Genomic DNA, 24,395 nt, shown 5'->3' with positions numbered 1-24,395 from the left:
GAAAGGAGGCCGTTATGAAATCCTTTCAACGGAGATGGGAAGTTATGGAACTTACCGTTATCGCTGTCCTCGCGTTGTTATTAGCGTTATTGGCTTATTTTAACTGGGCCGTAGCGATTTTGGCAGGTATTATCGTGGTGGCGGCATACTTGGTGAACTATAACACCGTTCATGATAGACGGCGTCTGGCTAGGGAACAGTTCAGTGCGATGATGAAAAATGTTACACAAGCATCGAACTTTGCCTTGCAAAATCTGCCGATGGGGATTGCTCTCGTGAATAAACAGGGCACATTGGTATGGAACAATAGTGTCTTTGCGGACTGGGTTGAGGTGGATTGGAATAAACTTCAGAAAATGTCTACGCTTATACCGGGTTTTCGCATCGATAAAATATGGGGTAAATCCGGATTTATTACGGAACAATACGAGGATAAGTATTTCCAAATTATTTATAAGTTTATTGATCCTCGTGACGCTAAAGCCGATACGGATAGTAATGATGAATTGGCTGATCATTCGGTGATGGCCTTGTATTTCAAGGATATTACGACTCTTGAGCAGGCTCGTATCAAGGCGGAAGAGGCTCAGCCCGTATGGGGCATGATCCAAATCGATAACATCGAGGAACTTACAAAAGGCCTCAGTGACCGCGATTATACAAACCTTTGGGCGGATATCAATAATATCGTGGTGGCTGAAATCGACGGATTTGACGGATTTATCCGTAATTTCCAGGATGATATGTATACCTTTGCCATTTCTCGCGGCGCTCTCGTGAAAATGGAGTCAGACGGCTTCAAGATTCTAGAGAAGATTCGTAAATTACCGTCTCCTCGTCAGATTCCGGCGACGATTTCCATCGGTATCAGTGAAAATGTAGGGACCGCAAAAGAGGTGTCCGAGCGTGCTCGGGCGGCTCTCGATATCGCGTTGGGGCGCGGTGGTGACCAGGTTTGTATTATGGATGGTGAAAGCACCCGTTTCTTCGGCGGTAATACGGCGGGCGTAGAGAAGAATACGCGCGTTCGTGCCCGCGTCGTGGGGCAAGCTATCCATGAACTGATGAATGATTCCGAAAAGATTCTTGTCATGGGTCATCAACGCGAGGACTATGATGCGTTGGGCGGTGCTATCGGCATCGTTGCTATCGCAAGAGCCCTCGGTAAAGAGGTGCGCCTGGCGCTTTCAGATGAAGTCAGTGCCATTGAAAAAATGGTGCATGTCCTCGATGAAGATGAATTCTGGGAAGAACATATCATCACTGCTGAAGCCGCAAGAAATTGGGTGGAACCGAATACCCTTGTCATTGTCTGCGATACACATCGTACGGAAATGGTGGCGGCTCAGGAGGCGTTGGAAATCTCTGAACGTCGTATCGTTATCGATCATCATCGTCGGGCGGCGGATTTTATAGAAAATCCGTTGCTGACCTATCTGGAACCGGCTGCGTCATCCACGAGTGAGCTCGTAACGGAACTCGTGCAATATGTGGGGACTTTCGTGAAACTTTCAAAATCGGAAGCCACAGGTATCTACGCAGGTATCGTACTAGATACGAAGAATTTTAATCAACAGACGGGGGCGCGTACATTTGAAGCGGCGGCGTTCTTACGTAGGGCCGGTGCGGACATCGAAATGGTAAAACAATTATTTATTGAAACCTTCGATTCCATTCAATTGCGTGCTAAAATGGTATTTGAAGCCAGTCGTACCGAAGGAATTGCAATCTCCGTAGCTCCAGAAGGTATGATGGACATGATGGCATTGGCGGCACAAAGTGCAGATATGCTCATCAGCAATGAAGATATTGAGGCAGCCTTTGTACTCTATTCGCTGAATGACGGCGGTATCGGCGTCAGCGCTCGTTCCAAGGGCAAGGTGAACGTACAGGTTGTCATGGAAGCCTTAGGCGGCGGCGGTCACAGAACGGTGGCCGGTGCGCAGTTACAGGGCATGACCATAGAGGAAGCGAAGAAGACTATCTTGGATAAAGCCCTTGAAGCTCTTCATTCCGTGGAAGCAGAGGAGGAAGAAGAATGAAAGTAGTATTGCTTGAAGATGTAAAAAAAGTCGGTAAAAAAGGTGAAATCGTTGAGGTCAGCGATGCATACGGCCGCAATGTGCTCATCAAAAAAGGCCTTGGCCTTGAAGGCACGACGACTAATGTCAACAATGCGAAACAAAAACAGGCGTCTATCGAACATAATAAAGCGGTAGCCAATGATGAAGCCAAGATTTTGGCGGCTCAACTGGCTAAGGTGGAAGTGACCGTTAAGGTTCGCATGGGTGAAGAAGGTCGCGTATTCGGTTCCGTTACGGCAAAGGATATTTCCGATGCGGCGAAAGCGCAATATAAGGTGGATATCGACAAAAAGAAGATCGAAATCAAAGAACCGTTGAAAACATTAGGTGTGCATGACGTATTGGTGCGCGTACATCCGGAAATTACAACGACCATTAAGGTTAATGTAGTGGCTGAATAATAGGGCTTCACCATGCTCATAGAGTATGGTGAATTCTTTTATCTATAGAGGTTAGTAAGGGAGATTATCATGGATGTACGTATTCCACCGCATAATTTAGATGCTGAAAAGGCCGTCCTCGGGGCGTTGCTGACGAACGGTTCCAATGCGAGCGCCGTCGTGGATACGGTGACGAGTATTCTGAAAGCAGAGGACTTTTACCGCGATGCTCATCGCATTATTTATGATGCGATTCTAGAGATTATCCACGGAAATAAGACGGCGGACTTTATCACCGTCGGGGAAGAACTGGATCGCCGCAAACGACTTGATGCCGTAGGGGGGCTCGCGTATATTACCTCCTTGGCGAATGAGTCCGTGTCGTATAATGTGGAGCAGCATGCGCGTATTATCAGTGAAAAGGCGCAGTTGCGCCGCCTCATCGATGCAGGTAATAAAATCGTCGGCATGACCTATGCCGGTGAAGATGAGCCGACAGCCATTCTGAATAAGGCGGAGCAGATGGTCCTCGATGTGAGCGGCCAAACGCAGGCGGAATCATCGTTTTCCGCTATCGGTGATATCGTACTGTCCAATCTGGACAGGCTTAATGCGCTGCAACAGCATGAAGGCGCTCTTACGGGGATACCGACGGGCTTTAAGGATTTGGACCATATATTTAACGGCTTGCAGAAGTCGGACCTCATTCTCGTAGCGGCGCGTCCTGCCATGGGGAAGACGGCGTTTACCTTGAATATCGCGCAGAATGTATCCATGATTTCCGGCAAGACCGTAGCGTTCTTCTCCCTCGAAATGGGCAAGGAACAGCTGGTAGGGCGTATTCTTTCCTCCGTGGCGGAGGTGAGCTCTGAAAAATTGCGCCGTGCCGATATGACGCAGGACGATTGGGGCAAGGTTATCTCGGCAGCCGATGTGATGAGTAAATCGAAACTGTACATCGATGATACGCCGGGGCTTACCGTGCAGGATATGCGCTCCAAATTGCGCAGGCTCAAGGTTGAGCATGGCCTTGATCTCGTCATTGTAGACTATATTCAGCTCATGCAGGGGCGCAATGCGGGCAAAGGCAGTGAAAACCGCCAGCAGGAGGTATCGGAAATTTCCCGTAACCTCAAGCTCATCGCTCGTGAGTTCAACGTTCCTGTTATCGCATTGTCTCAGCTGTCTCGTAGCGTTGAAAGCCGCCCCGATAAACGGCCTGTGCTTTCAGATCTTCGTGAATCCGGTTCCCTTGAACAGGATGCGGATATCGTTATCTTCCTGTATCGCGATAAATATTACGATGAAAATTCCGAAAAGGGCGATAATGCGGAGATTCTCATCCGTAAACATCGTAACGGTTCCGTCGGCACCGTGGAACTTCAATTCGTCGGTGAATTGACGCGCTTCCGTGATGTGGCCTATAAAGATATGGGCCCTGAACAATAATATATCGATAATCCGGTAAAACAGTCATGATAGAAAGGCGGGTGGATGCCATGCCTATATTTACGACGGATGGGCAATTGAGCAGAGCACCTGTTACCGTCCGTCCTGCAGGATGATAAACATCTCTACCCTTCGTACATGTGCGGCAATGTGGTGCGCAGTGAAGTATTAGCGGTACACCCTGAATTAAGAGCGATTTTGGAATCGTTGACCGGAACCATCACAGATCAGGACATGGCTAAATGAACTATGCCGTTGAAACAGGACATCGGTAGCCGACCGATGTGGCCCATGAATTTTTAGCTGAGTATAAGTTGTTATAAAGGTATTGATGATATATTGAATTAGACTGAAAGAGGTTGGATATGATTGATAATCCGTGGCAATTTTGTGTAGCGCTTGCGGTTCTTCTTTGCGGTCTATATTTTGTTCTTTATAGATATTTATTGCGCCGTAACAGTATTCTGGTGTCAATTTTATCTATAACTCCGCGGGTTATAAAGGAGTTGCCGAACTTTACGACCATTTACGGATATGATGTGGAATATATATTGAATGGTGAGACATGCATCACTAAAAGCGTAGAATTTTATATTACTGTTTTAGCTCCGGGCGCGATGGTTCCATATAGCTCGTCAGGGTCGTTGTTAAAAAATGGTAAAGTCAGCATTGATAATGCAAAAACAAATACCTGTTATGGTGTCATATTAATTTTATTTGCTTTAGGATTGCTATCGGAATTATCCTGATAGGCACCAGGTGAAAGCCTCAAAATTTCATAGACCCTAAAATATAAGAGTCCCTAACACCGGATGATAGATCCGGTGTTAGAGGCTCTTTTTATATTGTTGCTCTGTTGATATTAAAAAACACTTCTATACTAAAAAAACGCTCCTGCAATAGCAAACATATGTTTGAAATAACTGGCTGTTTTTGTTATACTAATCATAGTAATCACTGCGACGATAAAGGTTTGTAAAAGGTATAGCGTTAGCGGTAGGGAGGTGTTTGTATGGGTTCGGCCGATACGGATCGGATATATATGTGTATTGATCTGAAGTGTTTTTATGCATCTGTTGAATGCGCCGATTTAGGGCTCGATCCCTTTACAACGTTTCTTGTGGTGGCCGATGGTTCTCGTGGAAAGGGGGCCATTACGCTAGCGATTTCGCCGGCTTTAAAACAGATGGGTGTCAAGAATCGCAGTCGGCTCTTTCAGATTCCTCCTTATATTGAGTATTTGACGGTCAAACCGCATATGAAACGCTATATGGAGGTGTCCGCCGAGATTTACGGTACATTATTACGGTATGTGGCGCCTGAGGATGTGCATGTGTATTCAATCGACGAGTACTTTATCGATATAACGTCGTATTTACCGCTATATAAGAAGACGCCGCGTCAGCTGGCGCAGATGTTCCTCGATGCGGTGTTGGAGGTGACTCGTATTTACGCTACCGTCGGTATCGGTACGAATCTGTTCCTCGCCAAGATTGCCCTCGATATCCTCGCGAAACATGCACCTGATTTTATCGGGTATCTTGATGAAAGTCTTTTTAAAGAACAGATTTGGTATCATCAGCCTCTTACCGATATATGGCAGATCGGAAGGGGTATAGCGAACCGATTACACAGGTATGGTGCCTTTGATTTGCATGGGGTCACCTTGATTCCGGAGGCAAAGTTGTATAAAGAGTTCGGCGTTAATGCGGAGTTGATTATCGACCATGCGTGGGGGTGTGAACCGTGTACGCTTGCCGATATTCATGCATATCGCCCCGCAAAGCACTCCGTGTCGCGTAGCCAAATCCTACTGCGGAATTATACCTATGAAGAAGCTCATGTGCCTATGCGTGAGATGGTGGAGTCTTTGGTGTTAGAGCTGTTACAAATCAAAGGTGTGACCGACCATATTCACGTTCATATCGGTTATGCCGATGATGCGGTTCGTTCCACTGGGGGTTCTAAGAAATTAAAGCAGTATACGGATTCACTTCAGGTTTTGACGGCGGCGGTCGTTAAATTATATGCGCAGCACTGTCATAAAGATGAGCTTATCCGTCGTATAGGGGTGAGTTTCGAGAATTTGGTCAATCGCTCCGCCATACCGGAGGAGGAGGACCTGTTCAGTGCTTTCACAATCGATACGGAGAATAAGGAACGACAGGTGCAGGAGGCGATGTTATCTATTAAGGAGCAGTTCGGTAAAAATGCTATTCTGCGTGCATCGAGCCTGCAGAGCGAAGGTACCATGCGCTTCAGGAATACATTGATAGGTGGCCATAACGGAGAGTAGAACAGGGGGAGAGGTATAGATTCATGAAGCAACGTATGTCCCGTTTACAACGGGCTAAGCAGTTTATGCCTTTTGCGGCGCTTAAGGGCTTTGAAGCATTGCTGGACGCCGCATCGCGGCCTAAAGAGGCTCGTGTAGAGTTGTCGGAAGATCAATTGGAGGAGTTGAATCGCACGATTCAGTCGCTTGCAGAAGGGGATTTTGTGCGGGTTCTGTACTATACCGGTCACCGTTATACGGAGTCAGTAGGTATTGTCGAGGCTGTAGAACGGTCGTCTCATAGAGTATCTGTTGAAGGCGCGATCATTTCTTTTAAGGATATTAAAGAACTTAATTTATATGAGTAATAGGGCCTGTTGATTTCAGAAATTCTGGTGTATATTATTATTGATAATTCTTCTTGACAGATACAATATATTTTATTAGAATAAACATATGAACAAACATTCATATGTTTATTTTTTCGTTATATTGTGGCGAAGTAAAGATAGATATGCTTTTACATATCGATAAGGAGACATCATGGAAGAAACATTATTGTTGCAGGATCTGAATTGTGCTAATTGCGCAGCGAAGATTGAGGATCGTATCCGCAAGATGGACGGTATCGAAACGGCAAATTTCGCCATTGCTACGCATCAATTGAAATTGACCGGCTCTTGGTCCGATCGGGAGGCTTTAAAACAGGATATTCAGAACATTTGCGATGCCATTGAAGAGGGCGTAACCGTGGCTGATTACGAACGTAAATCCAAGGCGGTTATGGATGATCACGGGCATAGTCATGATCACGGCAGCGATGCCGTTACGATTGCCGTTATCGTGGCGGGCTTATTATTCATGGCCTATGAGGCGTTGACTGCGTTTTACCCTGCTATCGGCATGCCTGAAAGTATCGAAAAACCGATTTATTACATCGCGTATGTGATTCTTGCGTTCCCTGTGTTGCGCATCGCCGGCCGTAACATTTTGAAAGGTGAAGTATTTGACGAAAACTTCCTCATGTCCATCGCGACATTGGGCGCCATCGCTATCGATGCATTGCCTGAAGCGGTAGGCGTTATCCTGTTCTACCGTATCGGCGAGTTCTTTGAACATAAAGCGACGGACCGCAGTCGTACGGAGATTATGAATGCCGTCGATATGCGCCCTCAGGAGGTACGCGTTGTCGATACATGCTGCGGCGGTGAAATTGTCGTGATGGCCCCTGAAAAGGTTGAGGTGGGATGGACCGTTGAAGTACGTCCCGGCGATTTAATTCCGTTGGACGGCACCGTGCTTGAAGGCGAAACCCGTATCAATACGGCGCCTGTAACAGGTGAGCCCGTTCCTGTACGCGCGGTAGCGGGGACACAGCTCATGTCCGGTTGCATCAACGAATCCGGTCGCATTACGATGCGTGTCGATAAGGTTCTTGAAGAATCGATGGTGACTAAGATTTTGGATGCCGTTGAAAATGCGGCGTCCTCGAAGCCGAAAATCGACCGTTTCATCACGCGCTTTGCCCGCGTGTACACACCGATTGTTGTAGTGTTGGCCATCACCGTCGCCATCATTCCGTCTCTTATTACGGGGGACTGGAACAAATGGATTTATACGGCCCTTACATTCCTCGTAATTTCCTGTCCATGCGCACTGGTGCTCAGCGTTCCGTTGGCATTCTTCTCCGGTATCGGCAATGCGTCGAAACACGGTATTCTGCTCAAGGGCGGTCGTGTTATCGAGGCCCTTGCGAATGTGAAAGCTGTGGCACTCGATAAAACCGGCACGATCACATCCGGTGAATTCAAGGTCAATACGGTGGAAACCGTCGGCTCACATGTGAGCGAGGCTCATTTGTTATCTATGGCTGCCGCTATTGAAGCCGTATCCACACATCCGATTGCAACGAGTATCGTCGCTGAAGCGAAGAATCGGGGCGTTACGGTTGAGGCTTTCGACTTTGTTCAGGAGTTGGCCGGAGAAGGCATGGTAGGCATGACCAACGGTCAACAGGTTCTCGTCGGCAACCGTCGACTCATGGAACGCTATGAAGTGCAGGGCTATCCTACCGATGCTGCGGAATACGGCACAGAGGTGCTGGTTGCGGAAGGTAATATGTATATCGGTCGTATTATCATTGCCGATGAACCTCGACCTGACTCTGCGGAGGCGATTACAGATCTTAACCGTCAGAATATTAAGACCATCATGTTGACCGGTGATGCGCAAGCCAGTGCCGATTATATTGCGAAACAGACCGGCGTGAGCGCCGTGCGTGCTCAATTGTTGCCGCAAGATAAACTATCCGCCGTGCAGGGGGTTCGTTCCGAATATGGTCCGACCATGTTCGTCGGGGACGGCATCAATGATGCCCCTGTATTGGCCGGTGCCGATGTGGGCGGTGCGATGGGCAGTGGTGCCGACGCGGCTATTGAAGCGGCCGATGTCGTATTCATGCGTCCTTCTTTGAAAGCTATCGCTCATGTTATCGATCTTTCCAAGGCGACATTGAGTGTGGCATGGCAAAACGTAGTATTCGCCATTGCCGTCAAGATTATCATTATGGCGATGGGCCTTATGGGCTATGCGTCCATGTGGTGGGCCGTATTCGGCGACACGGGGGTGTCCATCCTCTGTATTTTAAACTCCATTCGAATCTTAAACCGTAAGGGTTAAGATAGATTTTCCTTTGTGAAAGCGGTTAATCTGCTCCCGGTAATGTTGTAATTGTGATTAGCGCATCATCGGGGCCGGATGACGGCCGATACATGGTATCGGTATTCTCCAGACATATAAACATGGTAAAAGCGGCTGTCCGTTGGGCGGTCTCTTTTACTTTCACGGAGAAAATTAAGCATCTTGAATTGAATAGCATCCTTAAATAGTATATAATTTTAGAGATGATTATTATTGTACGTTCGTTGGAAGGAGGGATAGCATGATTACGGTGTACAAACATATTGAAGAAGAATTAGTTGCCGATTACACTGTGTCAGATGCCACAAAAGGTTCTTGGGTAAATTTGGTGAACCCTGACCCCGATGAGTTATCCCTCATCAATATTTTGACGGAAATTCCGACGGATGTATTAAAGACCGCTCTCGATATGGAAGAACGTTCTCACGTGGAGTTGGAGGATAATTATATTTTCGTCGTTATCAATATTCCGGCGATTCGTGGCAATGATATGTACGATACGGTGCCGCTCGGTATCTTTTTGACGCCTGACTTCTTCATTACCGTATGTCTTGAAGAGTCCGAGGTGTTGTATCCGTTCATTTCGAATCAACTGTCTACGTTCTATACGTATAAAAAGACACGGTTCCTGTTCCAGATCCTGTACCGCACGGCGACGCTGTTCCTGCGTTACTTGCAACAGATCAACCGCCGTACCGATGATATCGAAGTTCAGTTGCGTCATACGACGAAGAATAAGGACTTTTTCCAGTTGTTGGAATTACAGAAATCCATGACATACTTTACGTCCGCCTTGCGTACGAACGGTACCGTTATGGAGAGGCTGTTGCGTTTGCGCGGTCATACGACTTATAAACATCTGCTCAAGATGTACGAAGAGGACGAAGACCTCCTGGAAGACGTTATTATCGAGAATAAACAGGCCATCGAGATGGTTGAAATGTACTCTAACATTCTGATGAACATGATGAACGCTTTCACATCCATCATCTCAAATAACCTCAATATGGTGATGAAAATGTTGGCGGCCCTTACGATTACCTTGGCGGTGCCGACGATTATATTCAGCCTGTGGGGGACGAATGTGGCGTTGCCGTTCCAGGATGATCCGAACGGATTCTATGAAGTGATAGGCATTTCCGTGGTGTGCTCCATCATTGCCATCATCGGTATGTGGAAAAAAGATTTATTCTAATTTCATTATGAATGTATCGTTGTCAATGACAGCGAAAAAGGACCTCCCGTAATTCGAGAGGTCCTTATGTTGCGATAACAATGGTTTATCTGATATAATACTAAATTATGGAGAGGTGTCCGAGTGGTTTAAGGAGCTGGTCTTGAAAACCAGTGACTCCGCAAGGGGCCGTGGGTTCGAATCCCACCCTCTCCGCCATAATCTTTTGAATTTTTTGATTCTAAAGGATACCAGATAAAATATTTTCCCCTTTGCACGGTTGTGTAGAGGGGATTTTTATTTATGAAATATTTTCGTAAAGTATATTTAGTTTATCTTCGAAGTCCAAAGGAAGACTGGTGGCTTCTTTATACTTTTGTCATAGGCCATGATATTAACCTCCGTGTAAATAAAAAAGGCACTATCAAAAGATAGCGCCTTAGTGACCAACACCCGTAGCGTTGAAGTCTGTTCACTATCTATAGTATATCAGATTTCATAGACATTACAATATGTGAAATATAGAAACTTTGCATAAACAGAATTCATTAAGTTGCTTTCAGTATAGCATAGGTGAAAGTAAATGAGAATTGGCGCTAGGGGGAATAGTTTTTATAGAAAATCTTTATTCTCTATGGTATGCTATCGATGTATTAATTTGATTATTGTATAGAGGAGGTCCCATGGGGGGAATCAGGTTTTCACGGTCACAGATTTTAATTTTAGTCAGCGTATGGCTCACGTTTTTATTGAGTTTTGTCATGCGTTTATCCTGGGCATCGGTTATGCCCATCGTCAATGATGCGCTCAATTTTACGGCAAAGATGGGATCTCAGCATATTGCGGCATTTTACTTCGGTTATGCGCTCACGGTATTGCCCGGCGGTATCCTGGCGGATAAGATCGGCTATCGCCGAACTATTTTATGCAGCTTAATCGGTATGGCCGCGGTAACAGCCTTGATGAGCACCATTACGGATTATACTTATGCATGGGGATTGCGGTTCCTATTAGGTGTTATGTCCGGGCCTGTACAGGCATCCTGTCTGAGTGCTATCGGTGATCACTTCGGCCCGAATCAACGCGGTGTGGCGGTAGGATTCTTTATGAGCTGTACCTCTTTCGGTATTACTACCGTTAATCTATATGCGCCGTATGTGGCGACTCATTACGGTTGGCAGACCGCGTTTCTCGTGACAGCCGCATTGCCGTTAGCGGTATGGCTTCTGTGTTATTTTACAGTCCGTAAACCGAGTGAGGAGATCATGGCTCAGCGCGAATCAGAAGCGTCTGCAGCAGCGGCTAAACTCGGTATGGGTCAAACATCTTTAAAAGAAAATTTGAAGCATATCATCTCGAATCGAAATATTCGCTGCCTTGCGATCGCCGGCTTTTTTGCGACGGGAACGACCTGGGGTGTAACTCAGTGGGCGAACTTGTACATGGTTAAGCAGCTGGGTGTAACGGCTATCTATGCAGGGCAGGTTATGAGTGCCTTCGGCACGGCGGCGCTTATTGCAAAGCCGACTATCGGTATTTTATCGGATATTTTGCCGATTAAGAAGAATCACCTGGCGGCTTTTGTGATGTTCCTGTTTGCACCTGCGCTGATTTTATTTGCCAGCACGAATAATCCGGATATGCTCTTTGTAACGGGGCCGATCTTGGGGATTGGGGCTTTTATGCATAGCGCATTGACGAATGCCCTCGTGGTACAGTCGGCGGCGCCGCACTTGCGCGGAACTACGGCGGGCTTCGTAAATCTCTTTAACCAAATCGGGGCTCTTCTGGCGCCGTTACTGTTGGGAAATGTTCTTGTTATGACGGGCAGCTACCAACTGTCTTTGATGTCTATCGCCATCGCTCCTGCTATCGGCGCATGCGCGTTATTCTTTGTGCGTCTTAATCGGTGAAAGCTCAGGTGTTTATACCAATGAGCAATTGACAGAACCGATTTGATGGAAAGTATTTGTATCAAAGTAACAGAAATTGTTTGTGTCGAAATAGTATAAACTATTGGTATCGAAGTGATAGAAATAATAGAAACTATCTGTAGCGAAGGAGGTTCGTTATGCATATAGTCTGTTTCGGTGACAGTATTACGCGCGGTTATGATGTACCGTACGGGCTCGGCTGGGTCGAATTGTGCGCAGAGGCGATGACGCATACGCAGTTTACCAATTACGGCGTGGACGGACTGTCCGTACAGGGCCTGCTCAATCGTGTGGAGGCCTGGGCGAGTGCAGTTTCTTACGACCAAAATCGCTATATCTTCCTCATGTGCGGTACCAACGATATTCTGCAGGGACGTGATGCGGGCTATGTATTTCGCATTCTTGTGAAAGCTATCGAACAGGCTGCTGAAAAAGGACGGATTATTATTGGCCTGGAAACACAGATTGACAGCGATATGGACGGTATCAACCGGGAAGTCGTCGCCGTTAACGATAAGCTGAAAACCTATGCATCAAAGCACCATCATAAGATTATCGATTTTTACAGCACTTTACATGAAGCGGACCGTAGCGGACATATTGTATTCGCGGGCGAAGTACATCCCAATGAGTTGGGGTATCGCTTGATGTCACAAACAGCTTTGAAGGTGTTTCTGCAGTTCGGTAAGATGGAGTGTTAAAATATTAGAAATTCCGGAAAGAGGATATAGAATGAGTTCGTCAGTAAAAAATATAGGCTTATTGGCAATATTTCTAGCAACCATTTTTTTATCAACGAAATCCATTTTTGCGAAACTTCTTTACCTACATGAAATTACTCCTATTATGATATTAATGTATAGGGCTATTATTTCATTGCCCTTTTTCTTAGTTCCTCTGTTGAAAGTGGATTGGAAAAATACAGGCATTAAACAGGTAATGATATACGGTGTAATCGGTTCTTTTATTTATTTGTCATCATCGATAGCAGATTTTATCGGGCTGTTATTCATATCTGCATCTTTGGAACGGGCTATTTTATTCACTTTTCCAATATATGTTTTTCTACTATCTAAAGAGAGCTCTAAAATTACAATCGTTCAGATCGGTTTAATTTTTTCGACAGTAATTGGACTAATGTTTATGTTTAATCCAATTGTAATCGGAAATATTAGAGATACCCTGGTTGGTGGAGGATTAGTTCTGTTATCTGCAATCTTTTGGGCTATATTCATTATTTATAGTAAGCATGCCGTTCAAATGATTGGAGCAACTGCTTTTACCAGTGCCTATATGTGTATAAGCACTATAGCATTAGTTTTAATTTTTATGATTTTTTCGAAAGATGTTACACCTAGCTTTTTGCTTGAAGATAGTGTAATGGTTTATTTAGTACTACTGGCTTTAATGTGTTCTATAATTCCTTCCTATCTTTTATCTTATGGAGTAAAAGTTATTAGTGCAACACAAACTGCAATAATTAGTGCATTAGGCCCGATTTCAACATTGGTATTAGATGTAATCGTATTGAATCATAATATTACCATAAATGAAATTATAGGCACTATAATTGTAACTTTGAGCGTCACCTATTTAACCAGATTGTATAAATAATGGAGAAGTATATAATAAAGTTTCTTGTTATCAATAATTCTAAACAAACATTTAGGGTTATAGGACAAAACGTGTTGCAAATTTAATTCCATGAATCGAAAAAAGAAGGACTGCACTCAAAATGTAATTAATTTTACATTTGGGTACAGCCCTTCTTTGTTATGTATTCGTTTTTATTTTTGTGCGAACACCTGATTAGCGTTTTGCCTTGGGTGCGGCGTTATTGTTTGCAATCTTTGCGGATTGTGCGATCGCGTATGCAGTGCCTTTTACTAGTTCATAAGCATCGGATGTATTGCCGGATACGGTAACAGCCGCTACTGTATCGTCAGTCAATGCGAACATAGCCGTTGCATACGGATGTTGAGCGCCGTTTGGAACTGTAACAGCACCGGACTTCACAACGATGAAGCGGCCCGCATTGTTGAATACATCGTAATAAGCCGCTTGTTTTACGCCATCATAGCTTTCATTATAAGCGAATAATGTTGCTATTTCAGCAGCGGAAAGATTACCGGATTTTTGCATGGACATCAATTTACCTGCCGCAACTGCTGTAGGTTGAGTCATGTTAACAGTGATGCGCAAGGATTGATTGTTGACAACAGCCTCCGTAATCACGTTTGTGGAGAACACGTTAGCGACGCCGTTGCCTGTGTGATTATAAGAGCTTGCTGTTTTTACCTGATAGCCGTTTGTGTAAGCCGGCAAGTTATATGTATAGGACTTACCGTTCAATAGAACGTCGAATGCGTTCAACTGGTTTGCTTTGTAACGGTTCACATAAGAGTTGCCGTTATTGTTATAGTTCAAGGATGCTACTGTTTCCTGGTATACAGGTTGTTGTGTAGTAGGGATCGGATCCATGATTTGTAGACCGATAGCTGTTGTCTGAGGTGCAACGAAGATAGGGTCGCCTAAATCTTTTGACACAGGTCTTTGTTGTGTCATGTCGCCTGCTGCATATGGATCGGCAGCCACATTTTTCTTAGCAACTTGTGGAGGAGTTGCAGTGTAACCTGTTTGTACCATAGGTCTACGGGCTTCCGTATCGGAATAGCCGGATTGAGCTTGCTGTTGAGCAGCGCGTTCATAAGCGCGTGCGTTTGCATCTACCGATGCGGCAAATGCGGAAAAAGATATAGATGTTGCTGCAAATACTGCGAATGCTGCAGCTAAATGTTTCTTGTTCATGTAAAGTCACTCCTAGTTTTAATTTACAAATATCACAAAATAAATACTTTAAAGTATATTATATCGAAAAAAATACAAATTGTAAATAAAATATAAAATAAATTACCAACTATAAACTGAGAAAGACTTGACGGATATGAAGATTGTATGATAACGGATATAAATACCGCGCAATATACGATAAACCGGCCCGATAGTATATAATAGTATAATATAAAGATAGTGGAGATATTTGTATCTCCTCTTACGATTTGACGATTTACTATTGAGATGGTGAAAGCTTTCACCAGGGAGGTCTCATGAGTATCAGTATATATTACGGACGCGCCGGATCCGGCAAGACGCAGGCCGTCTGCGCGCGAATTGCACAAGTGATGAAAGAATGCCCGGGGGACCCGATTATTCTGCTCGTGCCCGAACCGGCAACTTATCGGGTGGAACGGGAACTGGCGGAGTTTATGCCTCAAAAAGGTTTTACGACGGTGCGGGTTGTAGGCTTTGGACGCCTCGGATACCAAGTGTACCAGTCTATCGGTTCCAAAGGGGATCATCAATCGGGACTGACAGCGTTCGGTCGCGCCATGTTGCTGCGCCTTGTGATGAAGCGCAAACAGCAGGAATTAGGGCTCCTGGAACAGGCGACGAAACGTCCTGAGTTCTCGTCGGTGCTGCAACAATTATTTTCCGAGTTTCGTGCGTTTCGCATCGGGCCGGATGATCTGGAACGCGGCGCTGAATCCGTAAAGAACGGTGTGTTGCAGAAGAAGTTGCGTGAACTCGCTCTATGCATGGCGGCATACGAAGAAGAGATCAGCCGTCACGGCGAGCGCGATATAGACCCGATCATGGAAATCGTGGAGGCGTTGCCGCACTCCCCGCTGATGGAGAATTGCCATGTCTTTATCGACGGTTTCCATTGGTTTACGCCGACTCATTATGAACTGATTTATACTCTGTTTGATCTGGCGAAGGAAGCGGTTATCACCGTCGATTTGCCGATGGCTCCCGAAGCGCTCAATGTTGCACGCCGCGGAGAGCATCTGTTCAGCCGTCCTCTTGAAATCTATGACACGTTGGTCGCCCGATATGGTAGCCGAATCGAATGGGTAGGCTTTGACGGCAAGCGGGGCCCCCGGGTGGTACAGGCGTTAGAGTCCGATTTCTTTACGAGTCCCGCAAGGGCGAACTCTACGGATGAGCGGATTTCCCTCATCAGAGGATATAATCGGGAGCGCGAAGCCGATGCGGTGGCGCGGCGTATATTGGATTATGTGGAATCCTCTGAAGGTGCGCGGTATCGCGATGTGTGCGTCATGCTGCGCGAATCGGAAACTTATGGGGACACATTGGAAAAGGTTTTTACCCGTTACGGTGTTCCACATTTTATCGACCGTCAGCGACCGATGAAAAATCATCCGTTAGGAGAACTGTTGACGGATTTATTTGGTATCGTCCGTCATAGCTACAGTCGTGACAGCATGTTCCGTTTATTGAAAACGGATTTAATGCCTCTTACGCGCGAGGCCGTCGATGAATTGGAAAATTACGTTCTCGAATTCGGTATCGATCATTATAAATGGGAATCTGAAAGCTGGTCGTATTTACAGGGCTTTCAAAGGGGGCGGGACGATGAGGAAACCCATTTTGATGCGCCTCGCAGAGCGCGTGTCAATGTGTCCCGTCAGATTATCATGGACATTTTGTCGCCGTGGTTTGATTTCGCATCGAATGCGGAGGGCCATACGGGTGGCGAATGGGGCGCCGAGCTGTATCGCATTTTAGAGGTGCTGCAGGTGCCGCACCGCCTCTATGAATGGACTCAGGATGCCGAGGCGAGCGGAGATCAGGAGTCTAAGGCGAGTCATGAGCAGATGTATAATGCGGTCATTTCGTTCATTGACGAAGTATCGTCGGTGATGAAGGATGAAATTCTCACGTTAGATGAGATGATGCTGCTCCTTGAAGAAGGCTTGAGTGACGTCAATTACTCCATGATTCCGCCGTCTCTAGATCATGTGGTAATCACCACCATCGAGCGCGGATATAGTCAGTGGTGGCCGAAGGTTTTCGTGATGGGCCTCAATCAGGGAGTATTCCCGCAAAGCATGGGCGATGAAGGACTCATCAAGGACCGGGAGCGTCAGGAACTGGCCGAGGCCGGCATTACTCTTGCGGAAGGGGCACTGCCGAAGGCGTTCAACGAAAATTTCCTGCTCTACCTGGCGATGACAAGAGGCGGAGATTCGTTGACATTGTCCTATGCCGGATCCGGCGAGGACGGTACGGGGCTTGAACCGGCCCTTGTGATTAAGCGTCTGGAATCGCTCGGCTATGTGGATGAGGCTGTCGATGTGCCGCTTACCATCATGCCCGACACGGAAGAACGCTACTTATGGCATCCGAATCAGAGTCTGTCCCTCCTGTCGGAACGATGGGGGGCGCTTCTTAGCGGCGAACCTGTGAGTCCCGTGTGGTGGGGCCTTTATAACTGGGCCCGTCGAAGTGCGGCCTATCGAACTCGTCTGGCCGAGGTGTCGCGCGGTATTCGCGATAATAACGACGTGCCGGTCATCACGCAGGACCTGGTAAACGGTCTGTTCTTATCAAAGGGCTACATGTCCGGCTCCGTGACGCGTCTTGAAAAATACCAGCAATGTCCGTTCCGCTTCTATGCACAGTACGGATTGCGACTGGAACCGCGCAAGGTGCGTTCCTTCGGAGCGCCTGAAATCGGTACCTTCCTGCACGCCAATCTGGAGCGCCTCGGCAATTATCTGCTGGAACATAATCAGCAGTGGCGCGATTTGGATGAGTCGACGCAGCGCGAGATGTGCAGTGCTGTTGTCGATGAAATCGTGAGAGACAATCAGTTCAGTGATGATGAAAGCTCCGCGTATCAGGAGGCTATCGAAAGCCGTGTGCAGCGCACATTGGAATCGACTGTAGGACGTCTCGTGGAATGGTCGAAGCGCAGCGATTTCAATACGAAGTATCTGGAGCAGAATTTCGGCCGCGGAGGCGGCTGGGATTCGATTAATGTGTCTCTCGGCGCTGATCGCTATCTCCGTCTTGCGGGACAGATCGACAGAATCGATGAATATACCACGGACGGTCAAACGTACGGTATGGTCATCGACTACAAGTCGGGCGGTGCCAAGGTGAGCGCTCAGGATGTGTATTACGGACTCAAGCTGCAGCTGATGACATATTTACTGGCATTGGAATCCGCATACGGCGGAATGCATGGCGATGCGATGTCTCCGGCTGCGGTCGTATATACGTATGTTAAGAATCCGCAGACATCGTCGGATGCGCCTATATCCTATGATGACGCGTCGGAGCTGGCTAAGAAGAACAGCACCTTGCAGAACAGCGGTTATTTTGCGGATGATGTGGAACTGTTGACGCACATTGACAATCAGGTGCTTAATTATGGCTCCGGTAAAGGGCCTTACGTGCCGCTTCGCATCGGTAAGGATCAGCAGATTCATAAAGGCGACAAGCCTAAGGTGAAGAGCTCCGGCGACTTTGACGTTATGTGCCGGTATACTCGTCACGTGATGGCCCGGGCGGGACAGCAGATAGGGGACGGATTGTTTCCTATCAAGCCGTATCAGCTGAACGGCGTGCGGCCGTGTACCTATTGCGAATATCAGAACGTGTGCCGCTTTGATTCGAGTCGCAATCAATACAATTATTTATCCAGACTGGCGGAAGAGGATGCGCTGAACTCTATGAAAGAAGCATTGAATGAAGGAGGTGAAGACCATGGCTGTTAAGTGGACGCCTGAACAGGAATCGGCGATTATCGCACCGAAGGATTCGGCTCTGTCGGCTCAGACCTTGCTGGTGGCGGCCGCAGCGGGATCCGGTAAGACGGCGGTCCTCGTGGAACGCATCATTACGCGTCTCAAGGATATGGATAATCCGTTATCCGTACAGGAACTGATGGTCGTAACCTTCACGAAGGCGGCGGCGCAGGAGATGAGCTCCCGTATCGGGCTGGCATTGGCAAAGGCCATGGAATCCACAGATGATCCGAAGCTGCAGGCGCGATTGGAACGGCAGCTCAATCTGTTGCCGTCCGCTCATATTTCAACGCTTCACTCCTTCTGTCAGTGGGTGATCCGTTCGTACTTTTACAAACTCGATATCAATCCGACGGCGCGTATCGGGAACGAGGCGGAAATGGCGCTCCTGCAGCAGGAGGTGCTGGAGGATCTGCTGAAAGCGGCCTACGAGGACGCTACTTATAATATTTATGAACTGGCGGATTTCTTCAGCGATGATAAATCCGATGCGGGTTTGTCGGAGAAGGTGATGGCGCTATATAATTACGCCATGTCCCTCAGTAATCCCGACGGATGGCTGCGCCGCGCTTTGGTGCCGTACAGGGAAGCGATGGATGTATCGCCTGTGGACACCTTGTGGGGCCAATTCATGTGGGACAAGCAGATGGAGACCGTTGAACGCATCAAGGAGCGGTTGCAGCGGATGGAGCAGATTCTCTTAGAACCTGCAGGCCCTCAAAAGTGGCAGAAAAATTATGATAATCAGCTGGCCGGCCTTATGACTCTCGTTTCGGCTCATACGTGGGATGCGATGGGCTCCGCCTGTGCGCATCTGGATGCGTTTTTAAAGGATCAGTTGCGATTAGGCTCGAAAGAGGGCGCATCCATGGACCCTGCGTTGGTCGAAGAATTTAAAGTGCTGGCCAATCAGAATAAAGATGATTTGAAAAGCATGCAATCCGGTATATTCACCGTGTCGGAAACGACATTGCAGGAGCAGTTCAGATCTCAGTATCCCGTCATTGAGGGCCTTGTAGAACTCACAATCGCCTTTCACGAAGTTTATGTGGAGGCGAAGAAGGAACAGGGCGTCATGGACTTTAACGACCTTGAGCATCTGTGTCTGGCGCTCCTCGTGGAGCCAGGAACGGAAGATGACCCTCAACCGTCCGATGTGGCGAAGGAACTGCAGGATACTTTCAAAGAAATCATGGTCGACGAATACCAGGATACGAACGGGGTGCAGGAGACGATTATCAACTTGATTTCCAAAGAGGATAATCGATTTTATGTGGGCGACGTTAAGCAGGCCATTTACAGTTTCCGCATGGCGGACAGCTCTCTGTTTATGGATAAGTATAATACGTACGGCGGATCTGATGCGGTGGAGCGCCGTATCGATTTGGCGAAGAATTTCCGGTCTCATGAAAATATTCTGGCGGTGACGAATTTTCTGTTCTATCAGATTATGACCGCCGAAGCGGCCGAACTGAATTACACGGAGCGGGAATCCCTCATTCCGGGGCGTATCGTGGAGGATGCACCGGATAACTGGGTCGGCGGCGACGTGGAACTGCAACTGCTCGATGTGGGCTCCGATACGCTCGGCGCTTATGTGAAAGACATGGAAGAGGACAGGGATGAGCCGGAGAATAACGAACGGGAACTTGATTTTATAATTCAAAAAATCAAGGAGATTCACGCTTCCAAAAAGTGCGTTCAGAATCCGGACGGCACATTTCGGCAGATCGAGTGGCGGGACTTTGTCGTGTTGCGCCGTTCTCTTGCCGGTTGGGGCACTCGTGCCGTGGAGGCTATGCGACAGGCTGGGATCCCTGCGGTCGTGAACGAGCGGGACGGATACTTTGAGGCCCAGGAGATTCAGCTGCTTTTAGCACTGCTATCCATTATCGACAATCCGGAGCAGGACTTGCCGATGGCGGCCGTTCTTCATTCGGGGCTAGTCGGCCTCGATGCCAATGAACTGGGTGCGCTTCGCCTTTCCGGAGAGGGGACTTTGTGGACCCTCATGCCGGCTTATGCGGAGCGGACGCAGGATGAACGGCTGCTGTCGTTTATCGCTCATATGGAGCGGTGGCGTACATTGTCCCGCCGTCACGGGGTGGCCGATCTGTTGTGGGATATTTACGAATCTCAGGATTATGTAAATTATGTGGGCGCCATGCCGAACGGCCTGGTGCGTCGCGCCAATGTGCTGGCGTTGTACGAGAGGGCGAAGGGCTTTGAATCGTCCGGATTCCGAGGACTGTTCAGATTTTTGCGCTTTGTTGAAAGCTTGCGTGACAGTAATCAGGATATGGCGGTGGCGAACGTGGTTACCGAAGCGGACGATGTGGTGCGACTCATGACGATTCATAAGAGTAAGGGCCTCGAATTTCCTGTGGTGTTCTTGTCGGGCATGCAAAAGCGGTTCAATAAACGCGATTTGACGTCGCCGCTGCTCATCGATAAGAACGCCGGCATCGGGCTTAAGGGCTATTATCCGGATATACGCGTCACATATCCGACCATGCCGTGGTTTTATGTGAAAGACGTCAAAGAAGCGGCCCTCAAGGCCGAGGAACAGCGTATTCTCTATGTTGCGTTGACGCGGGCTCGGGATAAACTCTTCATGACGGGTTTTATTAAAGGTTTGTCGAGTGAAAAGGGCCTGACCGCTGCGGGAAAACTGGTGAAAGCAGGTGCCTCGGTAGATACGCAGACATTGCCGAAGGACCTCATTACACAGGCGAACTCCTACTTGGATTGGGTTCTCATGGGGACAGCGCGACATCTGGACGGAGGGAATCCGTTGCGGGCAGGTATTGAATACGAAGGCTCCACATGCTTTGATTTAAAGGATAAACAATGTCGCATCAAGGTTGAAATACATGACGGTGCGGCGTATGGCGATTTGGATTACAAAGCCGATGTAGACGAAACGACAATCGGCAAGGTGCGCGAATTGGCGGCGGTCAATGAGGTCGCATTGCCGCAAGTTATCGTCGATCGGTTCAACTATACCTATCCCTACGAAGATGCCTGTCGCAGAACCGCTAAAATATCCGTCAGCGAGTTGAAGCGACGCTTTCAGGAACGGGAGGAAGAAGCGGGCGATATCGATTCTCTGCCGCGGTCAGAACCTGTCGAAAGAACGCCTGAGAGGATTGGAGCGCCATGTAACGTTCAGTCAGAGCCTAATAGTGAGGTCGCTGACAGTGGTGATATAGATTCTAGTGTTGAGGCGGTATCTAAGACCGATACCATTATGGCCTTACAGCCTTCTGTTGTAGTAGATGACGATGCATTAGCAAATTCCGTGTTCGGCAGAAAACCGCGGGTGTTACAGTCCGAAGAGGACGTGCTCACGGGCGCTCAATGGGGGACCCTCATGCACGAGGCCATGCAGTGGCTGCCGATTGATACCTATACGCAGGTATCCTTGTCGAAGCGATTGGATGAATTGGTATTGAAGGGGACTTTCACGGCGGAAGAACGGAATTTACTGAATGATTCCGGACTGTATCGATTCTTCACATCGGATCTCGGTAAGCGTTTAATTGCATCAAAGCGCGTGGAACGGGAGTTGCCGTTCAGCATGCTCTTTGACGGGCAGCGTGTTTACGAGACCCTTGAAGCGGGAGAGAATCTGTTCCTTCAAGGGATTATCGACACCGCCTTTGAAGAGGACGGGGCGTGGGTTCTCGTGGATTACAAGACCGACCGCGTTCAATCCGGCGATGAACTCATCAGGCGCTATAAAATACAAATGGACCTCTATAAAGAGGCCCTCTGTCGGCTCACCGATATGCCGGTGAAAGCATGTTATATTTACAGCTTCAGATTGCATGATGCAATTATAGTATAAGCGAAAATCCTCACGTCATGTTAAATGCGGGGAATATTCGCCAATAACGGTTTTTTCTTTTTGTGCTTGATCGGTGCGAATACCTTGAGCACCTGCGGTAATACCTCGATATCTACCGGCATATATGGACCTTGATCACCGTCCATATTTGTCGGTAAGTTATCGACTTGCGATAAGAGCTCGATGTGTGCCTTTTTTACGGTTAACGTCGTCGTATACCGTGAATTATAGATGGCACCGCTCAGGATGAGCGGTAATACGCTTAGAATATCCAGGATGAAGTATTCCTTGAATATGATAATGCGCATATAGCCGTCGTCGACGGATGCTTCCGGCATGAACCGTTCAAAGCTGGATACTACATTTGTGAGCAACGCCAGGACGAGCGGCGACTTACAGATAAAGTCGTCATCTTCCGTCTGGATGCGGTATGTGTAGTCTTTCGTAGTGAAGAGCGCCTGACCGGCTCGCAAGAAGTAGGCGAGAGGGCCTAAAATGCGCTTTTCCTTCGGCGTTACCTCCTCGATAACCTTCGGAATGACACCGGCGGCGATGTTATTGCAAAAATATTTATCATTACAACGACCGATATCGATGCTGCGCGTCTGGTTGATGTCGAGACGGCGTATAGCCAGCATCGGATTTTGCGGCATGCCCAATGCGCGGGACATGTCGTTGACCGTTCCTACGGGGATGAATCCGAATGTACAGGTGAAGCCCCCTTGGGCTATGCCGTTTACGGTTTCGTTTACCGTTCCGTCCCCACCCATGCAGAATACGGCGTCGAAGCCGCGATCGCAGGCGTTCTTTGCGAATCTGGTGGCATCGCCTTCACCGGTGGTGAATTTGACTTCGATCGTATCGAATAAGGTACTCAATTTCCATTGTAAATCGAGGGCGTAACGGCGTGCCGCACCGCCCCCGGATACGGGGTTGATGATAACCAGACAACGGCTCATGGTGTAACTTCCTTACTTTCAAAAAATGATAAATCTCTTGGCTATTGCTAAATTGACAGGCTTATAAGCGAGTTTTATAATTATAGTGTATACAACGATTATATATACAAATTATTTTATAGAGTAATTTGTCTTATACTTTATTATACTCATTTTATGCGTTCTTTGAAAGTGTGAAAGCTGAGGGACGCGTGAGGGGATGACTATGGGCAAGAGTGAATCAAAAGGGAAATATAAATTATCGTCCGTGGACGCCATCGAGCGATTGCCGCTGAGCGAGCAGGTATATTTAACACTGAAAACGGCTATTTTAACAGGAGAACTGATGCCTGAGGAAAAGCTGAATGAAGTGAAAATTGCGGCGCAGCTGCGGGTCAGCGCGACGCCGGTACGCGAGGCGTTCCGTAAATTGGCAAAGGATAATCTCGTCGTTATCGTTCCGTGGAAAGGTGTTACGGTAAAATCCGATACGCCGGAGGAAATCATAGCGCTCTACCAATGCCGGGAGGTTATGGAAGGCCTTGGGGCACGCCTTTGTGCACGCAACGCGACAATGGCTCAGGTTAGAGAATTGAAGGCTTTATGCAAAGAAATGCATGCCATTGAAGATGCGACCGAACGCGTTGACGTGAACAGCCGCTTCCACTCCATGATCGCTCAATGCTCCGGCAACGAGCGCGTTGTGGAATATTTGGAAAGCTTTCGGGAGCGGGTCAACCGCGATATGTATCTGAGTTCTTTTAATGCCGTGAGAACCCATGACTGTGATGACGAACACGATCAGATCGTAGATGCCATCGAACGCCATGATGAACTGGCCGCGGAAGAAGCCATGCGTAAACATATAACAAATGCATTCATCTTCAAAAAAGCGAATGCGGAAGTACAAGACAAAAAAATCAATGAAGTATAAAAAGAGCCCCGCGGTTGATGAACTGCGGGGCTTTTTATAAGATTTTTCTCTTCCGTTGTA

At 47.5% G+C, this 24,395-nt stretch carries 17 protein-coding genes and 1 tRNA gene; 16 read left to right on the top strand and 2 right to left on the bottom strand.

The window, feature by feature from the left end:
• Nucleotides 1–14 precede the first annotated feature (14 nt).
• The 13 genes from CKV62_RS08755 to CKV62_RS08700 all read left to right on the top strand — a co-directional run bounded on the left by CKV62_RS08755 (nucleotide 15) and on the right by CKV62_RS08700 (nucleotide 13,610).
• A complete protein-coding gene (locus CKV62_RS08755; RefSeq protein ID WP_095066565.1) occupies nucleotides 15–2,042 on the top strand; it encodes a DHH family phosphoesterase in 2,028 nt (675 codons plus the stop codon).
• Nucleotides 2,039–2,485 (top strand): 50S ribosomal protein L9, encoded by a 447-nt coding sequence (rplI, locus tag CKV62_RS08750; RefSeq protein WP_038117366.1) that lies wholly within the window; start codon nucleotides 2,039–2,041, stop codon nucleotides 2,483–2,485. Before CKV62_RS08755 ends, rplI begins: the two co-directional genes overlap by 4 nt.
• 69 nt (nucleotides 2,486–2,554) lie before the next feature.
• On the top strand, nucleotides 2,555–3,913 hold the full coding sequence (gene dnaB / locus CKV62_RS08745; protein ID WP_095066564.1) for a replicative DNA helicase: 1,359 nt from the start codon (nucleotides 2,555–2,557) through the stop codon (nucleotides 3,911–3,913).
• Between the two features lie 138 nt (nucleotides 3,914–4,051).
• Nucleotides 4,052–4,159 carry a hypothetical protein gene (locus CKV62_RS09600; protein WP_231968323.1) on the top strand — a complete coding sequence of 36 codons (108 nt, stop codon included), beginning with the start codon at nucleotides 4,052–4,054 and terminating at the stop codon, nucleotides 4,157–4,159.
• A gap of 119 nt (nucleotides 4,160–4,278) precedes the next feature.
• Complete coding sequence (locus tag CKV62_RS08740; RefSeq protein WP_095066563.1) at nucleotides 4,279–4,662, top strand: hypothetical protein; 384 nt, start codon at nucleotides 4,279–4,281, stop codon at nucleotides 4,660–4,662.
• Nucleotides 4,663–4,925: 263 nt separating this feature from the next.
• The gene (locus tag CKV62_RS08735) at nucleotides 4,926–6,209 is read left to right on the top strand and encodes a Y-family DNA polymerase (RefSeq protein WP_095066562.1); all 1,284 of its coding nucleotides are present in this window, start codon (nucleotides 4,926–4,928) and stop codon (nucleotides 6,207–6,209) included.
• A 23-nt stretch (nucleotides 6,210–6,232) separates the two neighbouring features.
• Entirely contained in the window at nucleotides 6,233–6,556 is a 324-nt protein-coding gene (locus CKV62_RS08730) for a YolD-like family protein (protein ID WP_197696274.1), read from the top strand.
• 175 nt (nucleotides 6,557–6,731) lie between these two features.
• Nucleotides 6,732–8,867 carry a heavy metal translocating P-type ATPase gene (locus tag CKV62_RS08725; protein ID WP_095066561.1) on the top strand — a complete coding sequence of 712 codons (2,136 nt, stop codon included), beginning with the start codon at nucleotides 6,732–6,734 and terminating at the stop codon, nucleotides 8,865–8,867.
• A 262-nt stretch (nucleotides 8,868–9,129) separates the two neighbouring features.
• Nucleotides 9,130–10,083, top strand: coding sequence for a magnesium transporter CorA family protein (locus CKV62_RS08720; RefSeq protein ID WP_095066560.1), 954 nt, complete (start codon nucleotides 9,130–9,132; stop codon nucleotides 10,081–10,083).
• A 109-nt stretch (nucleotides 10,084–10,192) separates the two neighbouring features.
• Nucleotides 10,193–10,281: transfer RNA gene (locus tag CKV62_RS08715), tRNA-Ser, on the top strand.
• Nucleotides 10,282–10,745: 464 nt separating this feature from the next.
• Entirely contained in the window at nucleotides 10,746–11,975 is a 1,230-nt protein-coding gene (locus tag CKV62_RS08710; RefSeq protein ID WP_095066559.1) for an MFS transporter, read from the top strand.
• Between the two features lie 158 nt (nucleotides 11,976–12,133).
• Nucleotides 12,134–12,697, top strand: coding sequence for an SGNH/GDSL hydrolase family protein (locus CKV62_RS08705; RefSeq protein ID WP_095066558.1), 564 nt, complete (start codon nucleotides 12,134–12,136; stop codon nucleotides 12,695–12,697).
• 31 nt (nucleotides 12,698–12,728) lie between these two features.
• Nucleotides 12,729–13,610 (top strand): DMT family transporter, encoded by an 882-nt coding sequence (locus CKV62_RS08700; protein ID WP_095066557.1) that lies wholly within the window; start codon nucleotides 12,729–12,731, stop codon nucleotides 13,608–13,610.
• Between the two features lie 195 nt (nucleotides 13,611–13,805).
• Here the strand turns inward: CKV62_RS08700 and CKV62_RS08695 are convergent, their stop codons facing one another.
• Nucleotides 13,806–14,804 carry a hypothetical protein gene (locus CKV62_RS08695; RefSeq protein WP_095066556.1) on the bottom strand — a complete coding sequence of 333 codons (999 nt, stop codon included), beginning with the start codon at nucleotides 14,802–14,804 and terminating at the stop codon, nucleotides 13,806–13,808.
• A gap of 299 nt (nucleotides 14,805–15,103) precedes the next feature.
• Here CKV62_RS08695 and CKV62_RS08690 point away from each other — a divergent pair, with 299 nt between their 5' ends.
• Together CKV62_RS08690 and addA are read left to right on the top strand one after the other, a co-directional pair.
• The gene (locus CKV62_RS08690; protein ID WP_095066555.1) at nucleotides 15,104–18,583 is read left to right on the top strand and encodes a PD-(D/E)XK nuclease family protein; all 3,480 of its coding nucleotides are present in this window, start codon (nucleotides 15,104–15,106) and stop codon (nucleotides 18,581–18,583) included.
• A complete protein-coding gene (addA, locus tag CKV62_RS08685) occupies nucleotides 18,573–22,463 on the top strand; it encodes a helicase-exonuclease AddAB subunit AddA (protein ID WP_095066554.1) in 3,891 nt (1,296 codons plus the stop codon). Before CKV62_RS08690 ends, addA begins: the two co-directional genes overlap by 11 nt.
• A gap of 20 nt (nucleotides 22,464–22,483) precedes the next feature.
• Here the strand turns inward: addA and CKV62_RS08680 are convergent, their stop codons facing one another.
• Nucleotides 22,484–23,422 carry a diacylglycerol/lipid kinase family protein gene (locus CKV62_RS08680; protein WP_095066553.1) on the bottom strand — a complete coding sequence of 313 codons (939 nt, stop codon included), beginning with the start codon at nucleotides 23,420–23,422 and terminating at the stop codon, nucleotides 22,484–22,486.
• Nucleotides 23,423–23,627: 205 nt separating this feature from the next.
• On the opposite strand from CKV62_RS08680, the gene CKV62_RS08675 reads away from it, so the two are divergent.
• On the top strand, nucleotides 23,628–24,335 hold the full coding sequence (locus CKV62_RS08675) for a GntR family transcriptional regulator (RefSeq protein WP_038117338.1): 708 nt from the start codon (nucleotides 23,628–23,630) through the stop codon (nucleotides 24,333–24,335).
• Nucleotides 24,336–24,395: the final 60 nt, after the last annotated feature.

Origin of the sequence: Veillonella rodentium, assembly GCF_900187285.1 — a bacterium.
Classification (GTDB): domain Bacteria; phylum Bacillota; class Negativicutes; order Veillonellales; family Veillonellaceae; genus Veillonella; species Veillonella rodentium.
The sequence above is the reverse complement of the archived record's forward strand: the minus strand, read 5'-3'. Positions and strand labels throughout refer to the sequence as shown.

What these genes read in the sequence shown, in the direction of transcription:
- CKV62_RS08735 (WP_095066562.1), top strand. Translation starts at nt 4,926, where the DNA reads ATGGGTTCGGCCGATACGGATCGGATATATATGTGTATTGATCTGAAG.
- rplI (WP_038117366.1), top strand. Translation starts at nt 2,039, where the DNA reads ATGAAAGTAGTATTGCTTGAAGATGTAAAAAAAGTCGGTAAAAAAGGT.
- dnaB (WP_095066564.1), top strand. Translation starts at nt 2,555, where the DNA reads ATGGATGTACGTATTCCACCGCATAATTTAGATGCTGAAAAGGCCGTC.
- CKV62_RS09600 (WP_231968323.1), top strand. Translation starts at nt 4,052, where the DNA reads ATGTGCGGCAATGTGGTGCGCAGTGAAGTATTAGCGGTACACCCTGAA.
- addA (WP_095066554.1), top strand. Translation starts at nt 18,573, where the DNA reads ATGGCTGTTAAGTGGACGCCTGAACAGGAATCGGCGATTATCGCACCG.
- CKV62_RS08740 (WP_095066563.1), top strand. Translation starts at nt 4,279, where the DNA reads ATGATTGATAATCCGTGGCAATTTTGTGTAGCGCTTGCGGTTCTTCTT.
- CKV62_RS08755 (WP_095066565.1), top strand. Translation starts at nt 15, where the DNA reads ATGAAATCCTTTCAACGGAGATGGGAAGTTATGGAACTTACCGTTATC.
- CKV62_RS08675 (WP_038117338.1), top strand. Translation starts at nt 23,628, where the DNA reads ATGGGCAAGAGTGAATCAAAAGGGAAATATAAATTATCGTCCGTGGAC.
- CKV62_RS08690 (WP_095066555.1), top strand. Translation starts at nt 15,104, where the DNA reads ATGAGTATCAGTATATATTACGGACGCGCCGGATCCGGCAAGACGCAG.
- CKV62_RS08705 (WP_095066558.1), top strand. Translation starts at nt 12,134, where the DNA reads ATGCATATAGTCTGTTTCGGTGACAGTATTACGCGCGGTTATGATGTA.
- CKV62_RS08695 (WP_095066556.1), bottom strand. Translation starts at nt 14,804, where the DNA reads ATGAACAAGAAACATTTAGCTGCAGCATTCGCAGTATTTGCAGCAACA.
- CKV62_RS08710 (WP_095066559.1), top strand. Translation starts at nt 10,746, where the DNA reads ATGGGGGGAATCAGGTTTTCACGGTCACAGATTTTAATTTTAGTCAGC.
- CKV62_RS08730 (WP_197696274.1), top strand. Translation starts at nt 6,233, where the DNA reads ATGAAGCAACGTATGTCCCGTTTACAACGGGCTAAGCAGTTTATGCCT.
- CKV62_RS08725 (WP_095066561.1), top strand. Translation starts at nt 6,732, where the DNA reads ATGGAAGAAACATTATTGTTGCAGGATCTGAATTGTGCTAATTGCGCA.
- CKV62_RS08700 (WP_095066557.1), top strand. Translation starts at nt 12,729, where the DNA reads ATGAGTTCGTCAGTAAAAAATATAGGCTTATTGGCAATATTTCTAGCA.
- CKV62_RS08720 (WP_095066560.1), top strand. Translation starts at nt 9,130, where the DNA reads ATGATTACGGTGTACAAACATATTGAAGAAGAATTAGTTGCCGATTAC.
- CKV62_RS08680 (WP_095066553.1), bottom strand. Translation starts at nt 23,422, where the DNA reads ATGAGCCGTTGTCTGGTTATCATCAACCCCGTATCCGGGGGCGGTGCG.